The sequence below is a fragment of the Microbacterium sp. genome (genome assembly GCF_047971895.1).
In the GTDB taxonomy this organism is placed as follows: Bacteria; Actinomycetota; Actinomycetes; order Actinomycetales; family Microbacteriaceae; genus Microbacterium.
This window is the reverse complement of the sequence record NZ_JBKEAF010000073.1, coordinates 1-8,349: the sequence shown is the minus strand read 5'-3', so window position 1 is coordinate 8,349 and position 8,349 is coordinate 1. Positions and strand designations below refer to the sequence as shown.

Annotated in this window: 6 protein-coding genes and 1 pseudogene; 2 read left to right on the top strand and 5 right to left on the bottom strand. The window is 69.2% G+C overall.

Annotated features, from left to right (window positions below):
- From ACK5IN_RS05890 to tkt, 4 genes are all read right to left on the bottom strand, one after another.
- The coding region (locus ACK5IN_RS05890) for a glucose-6-phosphate dehydrogenase (RefSeq protein WP_416895274.1) at positions 1-738 on the bottom strand (738 nt) is incomplete at its 3' end.
- Positions 739-752: 14 nt separating this feature from the next.
- Positions 753-2,357 carry a glucose-6-phosphate isomerase gene (locus ACK5IN_RS05885; protein WP_416895273.1) on the bottom strand — a complete coding sequence of 535 codons (1,605 nt, stop codon included), beginning with the start codon at positions 2,355-2,357 and terminating at the stop codon, positions 753-755.
- The gene (gene tal / locus ACK5IN_RS05880) at positions 2,354-3,466 is read right to left on the bottom strand and encodes a transaldolase (RefSeq protein WP_416895272.1); all 1,113 of its coding nucleotides are present in this window, start codon (positions 3,464-3,466) and stop codon (positions 2,354-2,356) included. Before tal ends, ACK5IN_RS05885 begins: the two co-directional genes overlap by 4 nt.
- Positions 3,463-5,559: a transketolase gene (tkt, locus tag ACK5IN_RS05875; RefSeq protein ID WP_416895271.1), complete on the bottom strand. Its 2,097-nt coding sequence runs from the start codon at positions 5,557-5,559 to the stop codon at positions 3,463-3,465. Before tkt ends, tal begins: the two co-directional genes overlap by 4 nt.
- 154 nt (positions 5,560-5,713) lie before the next feature.
- Between tkt and ACK5IN_RS05870 the strand changes: the two genes are divergently transcribed.
- On the top strand, positions 5,714-6,646 hold the full coding sequence (locus tag ACK5IN_RS05870) for a heme o synthase (RefSeq protein ID WP_416895270.1): 933 nt from the start codon (positions 5,714-5,716) through the stop codon (positions 6,644-6,646).
- 7 nt (positions 6,647-6,653) lie between these two features.
- Here ACK5IN_RS05870 and ACK5IN_RS05865 read toward each other — a convergent pair whose 3' ends face one another.
- Positions 6,654-7,601: a COX15/CtaA family protein gene (locus ACK5IN_RS05865; protein ID WP_416895269.1), complete on the bottom strand. Its 948-nt coding sequence runs from the start codon at positions 7,599-7,601 to the stop codon at positions 6,654-6,656.
- Positions 7,602-7,836: 235 nt separating this feature from the next.
- On the opposite strand from ACK5IN_RS05865, the pseudogene ACK5IN_RS05860 reads away from it, so the two are divergent.
- Positions 7,837-8,349: pseudogene (locus ACK5IN_RS05860) on the top strand (Fe-S cluster assembly protein SufB); the annotation flags it as partial.

The following is an 8,349-nucleotide window of genomic DNA, read 5'->3' as shown; positions in this document are numbered from 1 at the left end:
GTCCTCGGCCATCGTGATCTGTACGTGGTCGACATAGTTGCGATTCCAGATCGGCTCGTACAGCTCGTTGGCGAAGCGCAGGGCCAGGATGTTCTGCACCGTCTCCTTGCCGAGGTAGTGGTCGATGCGGAAGATCGAGTCGGCCGGGAAGGCAGAGCGCAGTGCGTCGTTGAGTGCGCGTGCCGACTCGAGATCGTGCCCGAACGGCTTCTCGATGACCACACGCCGCCACCGCTCGGGACGGTCGGCCGTGTCGTCGACGAGCCCCGATCGCTTGAGCTGTGTCGCGACGAGCGGGAAGTCACGCGGCGGGATCGACAGGTAGAACGCGTGGTTGCCCATGGTGCCGCGCTCGGCGTCGAGTGCATCGACGGTCTCGCGCAGCCGGCGGAACGCATCGTCATCGCCGAACTCACCCGAGACGAACCGGATGCCCTGCAGCAGCTGCTGCCAGGTCTCCTCGCGGTAGTCGGTGCGGGCGTGCTCCTTGATCGCCTCGTGCACGACCTCGGCGAAGTCCTGGTCCTCCCAGTCCCGCCGTGCGAAGCCGACCAGCGCGAAGCCGGGGGGCAGCAGACCACGGTTGGCCAAGTCGTACACGGCGGGCATGAGTTTCTTGCGCGACAGATCGCCGGTGACACCGAAGATCACCAGGGCGCTCGGCCCGGCGATCCGGTTCAGTCGACGGTCGTCCGGGTCGCGCAGCGGGTTGTGCCCGCGCGAGATGTCGACGGTCATGTGCGCGGTGGCTCCTACTGGGCGGCCTCGAACAGGGTCAGGACCTCGGCTTGCGGATCGGTCAGGGTGAGCGTCACGACGGGCCTGCCGTGCCCGGCGAGCACGCCGGCATCTCCCGCTGCCTGGGCATCGATGAGCTGCCCGAACGTGTAGGGGCGTCCGGGGATCTCGAGATCGACGTCGCTGCGCTCGAGGATCTGCAGGAAGACGCCGTTCTGCGGGCCGCCCTTGTGATACTGACCCGTCGAGTGCAGAAAGCGCGGCCCCCACCCGAACGTCGTCGGGCGCGCCGAGTCCGCAGCGACCATCTCGCGAAGGCCCTGCAGCTGAGACAGGTCGATGCGGTCGACGTACGCCTGGATCGAGACGTACCCGTCGGGGGACAGCCGGGCCCACAGTGCGTCGAGCACACCGGCGAGGGTTCCCGATTCGGCGAGCGCGGGATCCGAGACCCGAACCTCGACGCCGTCGGCGGCGAAGGCCGGCGGCGTCGGCTGCGGCCGCTCGTCGAGCATTCCGCGCGCGGCGACCTTCGCCGCCTCGACGTCGGGCTGATCGAACGGGTTGATGCCCAGCATCCGTCCCGCGATCGCCGTGGCGTACTCCCAGACGACGAACTGCGCGCCGAGCGAACCGCTGATGAGCACCTCGCCCTCGTGCCGTTCGATGAGGTGGAACGCGTCGGCCTCGTCGACGAGGCGCACAAGCTGCAGGTCGGCGGGTGGGTTCTCGACCTCGGCGGAGACGGGCAGCAGCACGACGGGGAGGATGCCGGTGCCCTGCTTGCCGGTGGACTCGGCGATGAGCTGCTCGATCCAGTCCGGCAGGCCGACGATGTGCGTGCCGTCGGTGATCAGCCCCAGCTTGTCGCGCCGCGGCTCGCCACCGGCGATGGCGGCGGCGAGGACGAGCGCGGGGTTCTCGGGGCTGTCGATCGCGACCTCCAGCAGTGTCGCCTCGGCCTCGTCGAGCAGTTCGCCGATGGGCGCACCGGCCAGCCCTGCGGGCACGAGCCCGAACGCCGTGAGCGCCGAGTACCGGCCGCCGACGGTCGGATCTGCCGTGAAGACGCGGTAGCCGGCCTCCCGAGCGGCCCGGTCCATCGGGGAGTCCGGATCGGTGACGATGACGATGTGATCCACGGGGTCGATGCCGAGGTCGCGCCAGGCGGCCTCGAACGCGCGCTTGACCGAATCGGTCTCGACGGTCGACCCCGACTTGGACGACACCACGAGCACCGTGCGCGCGAGCCCCTCGTCGAGGGCGGCGAGCACCTGCCCGGGGGCGGTGGAGTCGACGATGGTGAGATCCACGCCCGACGTCGCCGCGATGACCTCGGGCGCGAGCGACGATCCACCCATGCCGGTCAGCACGACGTTCGTGACACCGCGCTCGGCCAGCTCGGCGCGCAGTTGCTCGATCTGCGGTACCAGAGGTCGCGAGACCGAGACGGCCTGCACCCAGCCGAGGCGTTCGGCGGCCTCGGGCTCGGCCGTGGGGCCCCACAGGCTCGAATCTCCGGCGGTGATGCCGGAGGCGACGAGGCTGGAGGTGAGACCCGGGAGCGTCGTGTCGACGACGGTCTTGACGCGGCCGGAGAGGTGGATGTCGAAGCTCATCGTGCCGCCTCGGAGAGCGCCTGTGAGACGGTGTTCTGCAGGTCGTGCCAGGAGGCGATGAACTTCTCGACGCCTTCGTCTTCGAGCACCTGGGTGACATCGTCGAAGTCGATGCCCGCGGCCGCAAGACGGTCGAAGACCTGATGGGCGTCGAGGTAGCTCCCGGTGACGGTGTCGCCGGTGATGACCGCGTGGTCGAAGGTGGCCTCGAGCGTCTTCTCGGGCATCGTGTTCACGGTGCCCGGGGCGACGAGCTCCACGACGTAGAGCGTGTCGGGGAGGGCGGGGTCCTTCACGCCGGTGGAGGCCCACAGCGGGCGCTGGGTGTGTGCGCCGGCGTCGGTCAGCGCTGTCGCGCGCTCGCCCGCGAACGCCTTCTCGTAGAGTTCGTAGGCCAGCCGTGCGTTGGCGATGCCGGCGGTGCCCGTGAGCTCGTCGTGCGCGCCGCCGAGTGCGGCCAGCCGCTTGTCGACCTCGGTGTCCACGCGAGAGACGAAGAACGAGGCGACCGAGTGGATCTTCGTGGTGTCGTGGCCGTTGGCGCTGGCCTGCTCGATGCCGGCGAGGTACGCATCGATCACCTCGGCGTAGCGTGCCAGGCTGAAGATCAGCGTCACGTTGACGCTGATGCCCGCAGCGAGGGTCTGCGTGATCGCGGGGAGCCCAGCCTTGGTCGCCGGGATCTTGATGAAGACGTTCGGGCGGTCCACCCGCTCCCACAGCTGCTGGGCCTGGGCGACGGTGGCGGCGGTGTCGTGTGCGAGGTCGGGGGACACTTCGATCGACACGCGTCCGTCGACACCGCCGGTCGCGTCGAACACGGGGCGGAACACGTCGGCGGCATCCCGCACGTCGTCGGTGGTGATCGCGAAGATCGTGTCGTCGGTCGAGGCGCCCTGTGCAGCGAACTGGGCGACCTGCGCGTCGTAGGACGTGTCGTCCGGGTTGCCGATCGCACCCTGGAAGATCGTGGGGTTGGTGGTGACCCCGCTCACCTCGCGGGTCGCGATCAGCTGTGCGAGGTTGCCGGAGGCGATGCGGCGGCGCGACAGGTCGTCGAGCCAGATGCTGACGCCGGCGGCGGTGAGCTGCTCGGTGGGGGTGCTCATGCGTTCTCCTTCAGAGTCTCGTGCGCCGCGGCCACGACGGCGTCGGTCGTGATGCCGAACTTCTCGAACAGCGTCTTCACGTCGGCCGAGGCGCCGAAGTGCTCGATCGACACGCTGCGCCCGGTGTCGCCGACGACGCCGCGCCAGGGCATGGCCAGTCCCGCCTCGACCGAGACGCGCGCGGTCACCGCTGCAGGAAGCACACTCTCGCGGTAGGCGTCGTCCTGTTCGGCGAACCATTCGAGGCTGGGCGCTGACACGACGCGAGCGTTCACGCCCTCGCCGCGCAGCACTTCGCGGGCGGAGAGGGCGAGCTGCACTTCGGAGCCCGTGGCGATCAGGATCACGTCGACGACGCCGCCCGGCGCCTCGGCGAGGACGTAGGCGCCCTTCACGGTCTGCGCGGCCGACGCGAGGGTGTCGCCCGCGGCGTCGCCGTGGCCGCGCTCGAACACGGGGATGTTCTGGCGGGTCAGGGCGATGCCGGCCGGACCGCCGTGCCGGCGCAGGATCTCCAGCCAGGCATGCGCGACCTCGTTCGCGTCGCCCGGCCGCACCACGGCGAAGTTGGGGATGGCGCGCAGCGCGGTCAGCTGCTCGATGGGCTGGTGTGTGGGCCCGTCCTCGCCGAGCGCGACCGAATCGTGCGTCCACACGAACACGGACGGGATGTCCATCAGCGCGGCCAGGCGCACCGCGGGCCGCATGTAGTCGCTGAAGATGAGGAACGTGCCGCCGTATGGGCGCGTCGGGCCGTGCAGGACGATCCCGTTGACGATCGCGCCCATCGCGTGCTCACGGATGCCGAAGTGCAGCACGCGACCGTAGGGGTCGCCCTGCCACTCGTGTGTCGACCACTGGGGCGGGATGAACGATCTCGCGTCCTTGATCGTGGTGAGGTTCGACTCGGCCAGGTCGGCCGACCCGCCCCACAGCTCTGGCAGCTGCGCCGCCAATGCGTTCAGCACCGAACCGGACGCGGCACGGGTCGAGACATCCTTGCCCGCTTCGAACACCGGCAGCGCATCGGCGATGTCCGCGGGCAGCTCGCGCGCCAGCACGCGGTCCAGCAGCGCACTGCGCTCCGGGTGCGCTGTGGCCCACGCGTCGAAGCCCTTCCGCCACTCCGCCTGCGCGGCGGCACCGCGCTCGAGCAGCTCACGAGTGTGCGCGATGACGTCGTCGCCGACGACGAAGGACCGGTCGGGGTCGAACCCGAGCACCTTCTTCGTCGCGGCCAGCTCGTCGGCGCCGAGCGCCGACCCGTGGATCTTCCCGGTGTTCTGCTTGCCGGGGGAGGGCCAGCCGATGATGGTCTTCAGGATGACCAGCGACGGGCGGTCGGTCTCGCCCTTGGCGGCCTCGATCGCGTCGTACAGCTCGTGCACGTCCTCGACGTACTCGCCGGTGCGCTTCCAGTCCACGGTCTGCACGTGCCATCCGTACGCCTCATAGCGCCGCGCGACGTCCTCGGTGAAGGCCACATTCGTGTCGTCCTCGATGGAGATCTGGTTCGCGTCGTAGACCACGACCAGGTTCCCCAGCTGCTGGTGACCGGCCAGGCTGGATGCTTCGGCGGTCACGCCCTCCTGCAGATCGCCGTCCGACGCGATGACGTACACGAAGTGATCGAACGGGCTCGTGCCGGGTGTCGCATCCGGGTCGAACAGACCCCGCTCGTACCGCGCCGCGTACGCGAACCCGACCGCCGATGCCAGCCCCTGGCCGAGCGGACCGGTGGTGATCTCGACGCCCTCGGTGTGCCCGTACTCGGGGTGGCCGGGTGTGAGGGAGCCCCACGTGCGCAGCGACGCGAGGTCGTCGAGCTCGAGACCGAACCCGCCGAAGTAGAGCTGGACGTACTGCGTCAGCGACGAATGCCCTGCCGACAGGATGAAGCGATCACGCCCCAGCCACTGCGGATCGGCGGGGTTGTGGCGCAGCACCCGCTGGTACAGCAGATAGGCAGCCGGCGCGAGACTCATGGCCGTGCCAGGATGCCCGTTGCCCACCTTCTCGACGGCATCCGCCGCCAGCACCCGGGCCGTGTCCACGGCGCGCCTGTCGATCTCGTCCCAACGCAGTTCCGACACCGGACCGCCTCTCTTCTTTGGGGATTCTTCGGGGGATTGCGCTCACGAGCGCACGTGCGACTCTCAGCATAGCGATGGCATAGACTCGTCAGGGGCGCCAGAGAAGGGCGGCCACGGTCGGCTGACCGGTCAGGGCCTCGTCCCGCGGAGGGTGATGGACATCTCTACGGCGTCCGGCGTCACGGGACGCCCGACGACTCGACCCAAGGCGTGGCGCCGCACGCTCCGCGCGTACATCACACTCACCAAGCCGCGGGTGCTCGAACTGCTGCTGGTCACGACCGTCCCGGTCATGATCCTCGCGCAGGGCGGCTTCCCCAGCCTGTGGCTCGTGCTCGCCACCGTCATCGGCGGGTCGATGAGCGCCGGGTCGGCGGCGGCGTTCAACATGTACCTCGACCGCGACATCGACGCGCACATGCAGCGCACCGTGAACCGGCCGCTGGTCACCGGAGAGGTGACACCGCGCGCCGCGCTGATCTTCGCGTGGGTGCTCGCCGTGGCATCCACGATCTGGCTGTTGCTGACCACCAACTGGGTGGCCGCGACGCTCTCGGCCGTCGCGATCTTCTTCTACGTCGTCATCTACACGATGATCCTCAAGCGCCGCACCGAGCAGAACATCGTCTGGGGCGGCATCGCCGGCTGCTTCCCGGTGCTGATCGGCTGGACGGCGGTGACCGGCTCGTTGGCATGGCCGCCGGTGATCCTGTTCGTGCTGGTCTTCCTGTGGACGCCGCCCCACTACTGGCCGCTGTCGATGAAGTACAAGGCCGACTACGACGAGGCCGTCGTGCCGATGCTGGGGTCCACCCGCAACGCCCCGCAGGTGGGGCTGCAGGTCATCCTGTACGCGTGGGCGACGGTGGCGTGCTCGCTCCTGCTCGTCCCGGTCGCGCACATGGGCCTGGTCTACACGGTCTTGGCGGTCGTGTTCGGCGGCTGGTTCATCTACGAGTCGCACCGGTTGTACACCCGCGCCGTGCGCGGCACGGCCGCCGCGCCGATGCGGGTGTTCCACGCATCCATCACGTACTTGACGCTGCTGTTCCTCGCGATCGCCGTCGACCCGCTGCTGCCGTTCTGAGCCGCGGCTACGCCGCCTCGACCGGGTTCCTGAGCCGCAGCAGGACCACTGTCATCGTCGCGGCGGTGAGTGCGGCCAGCACCATGTGCGTGCCGACGGCCAGCTCCGGAAGTCCGTTGCGCGCCTGATACAGCCCCACGACGATCTGCACGAGCTCGAGCATGACGAGCACCGCCGTCCACAGCGCAAGGCTCGGTGCGGTGCTCGTCGGCCGCCACGATCCGATCAGCAGGACCACCGTCAGGAAGAACAGGCTGTATCCGGGCCATGCGTGCAGGTGCTCGAGCAACTCGGCGTTGAAGCCGTTGCGGCCCGCGGCGACGTCGCCCGAGTGCGGGCCGGCTCCCGTGGTGAGCACGCCGACCACGATCGTCACGGCGAGCACGCCTGTGGTGACGTATGCGGTGATCGCGTACCAGCGTGGCACGGCGTAGGCGCGCCCTCCGCCGGGCTCGCGCATCCGCACCAGGAACGCGGCGCACACGCACACCAGACCGAGCGAGACCACGTAGTGGAATCCGACGATGAACGGGTTCAACCCGGTCCACACCGTGATGCCGCCGACGACCGCCTGCGTGACGACCCCGCCCAGCACGATCAGGGCGAGTGCGAACAGATCGCGCCGCGTCCGCGCGATCCGCAGGGTGAGGAGGACGACCGCGAGCGCGAGCAGGCCGACCAGGCCGGTCATCGTGCGATTGCCGAACTCGATCACGCCGTGAATGCCCATCTCCGGCGTCGGAACGAGGGACTCGGGCGTGCACAGCGGCCAGGTCGGGCAGCCGAGACCCGACGCGGTCAGGCGGACGGCCCCACCGGTGGCGATGATGATGATCTCGGCCAGGAACGACAGCCACGCGAACACGCGGATGCGGCCGTCGACCTCCTGCGGCAGCCAGTTCCACAGTCGTTGCCGCCATCCGGTCGGTGTGGTGGGTGCGGTCGCTGCAGGCATGTTCGTCTCCTGAAGGGGTGTCGAGTCGGCACCTGGCCGCCCGCGGACGCGGGACCCTGTAGAATCGAGGGGTCGGTGGCGGTGCATCGTGAGATACGCCTGCGGACAGTTTAGGCGGAGCACACGGCCCGCCAGGAGCCGGACCCGGAAGCGGCATCCCACTCGCGGAACTCCACGCGGGGCTCGGGAATGCCGGGACGGATGACACCGTTGGGTCCAGAGGAGGAACGATTTCATGTCGGATGTGCTGATCGACCGTCCCGAGCTCGACGGGCTGGGGGTGTACGAGTTCGGCTGGCACGATCCCGACGCCGCCGGAGCGAGCGCACGGCGCGGCTTGAGCGAGGCGGTCGTACGCGACATCTCGGCGCTGAAGGCCGAGCCGGAGTGGATGCTGAAGACCCGCCTCAAGGGACATCAGCTGTTCGGTCGCAAGCCGATGCCGACGTGGGGCGCCGATCTCAGTGAGATCGACTTCGACAGCATCAAGTACTTCGTGCGCTCCACCGAGAAGCAGGCGGGGTCGTGGGAGGACCTCCCCGAAGACATCCGCAACACCTACGAGAGGCTCGGCATCCCCGAGGCCGAACGCCAGCGTCTGGTCGCCGGCGTGGCCGCCCAGTACGAGTCCGAGGTGGTCTACCACCAGATCAACGAGCAACTCGAGGCGCAGGGCGTCATCTTCATGGATACCGACACGGCACTGCGCGAGCACCCGGAGTTCTTCGAGGAGCACTTCGGCACGGTC

Coding starts and splice junctions, on each gene's coding strand:
- ACK5IN_RS05885 (WP_416895273.1), bottom strand. CDS start 2,357: ATGAGCTTCGACATCCACCTCTCCGGCCGCGTCAAGACCGTCGTCGAC.
- tal (WP_416895272.1), bottom strand. CDS start 3,466: ATGAGCACCCCCACCGAGCAGCTCACCGCCGCCGGCGTCAGCATCTGG.
- ACK5IN_RS05870 (WP_416895270.1), top strand. CDS start 5,714: ATGGACATCTCTACGGCGTCCGGCGTCACGGGACGCCCGACGACTCGA.
- ACK5IN_RS05865 (WP_416895269.1), bottom strand. CDS start 7,601: ATGCCTGCAGCGACCGCACCCACCACACCGACCGGATGGCGGCAACGA.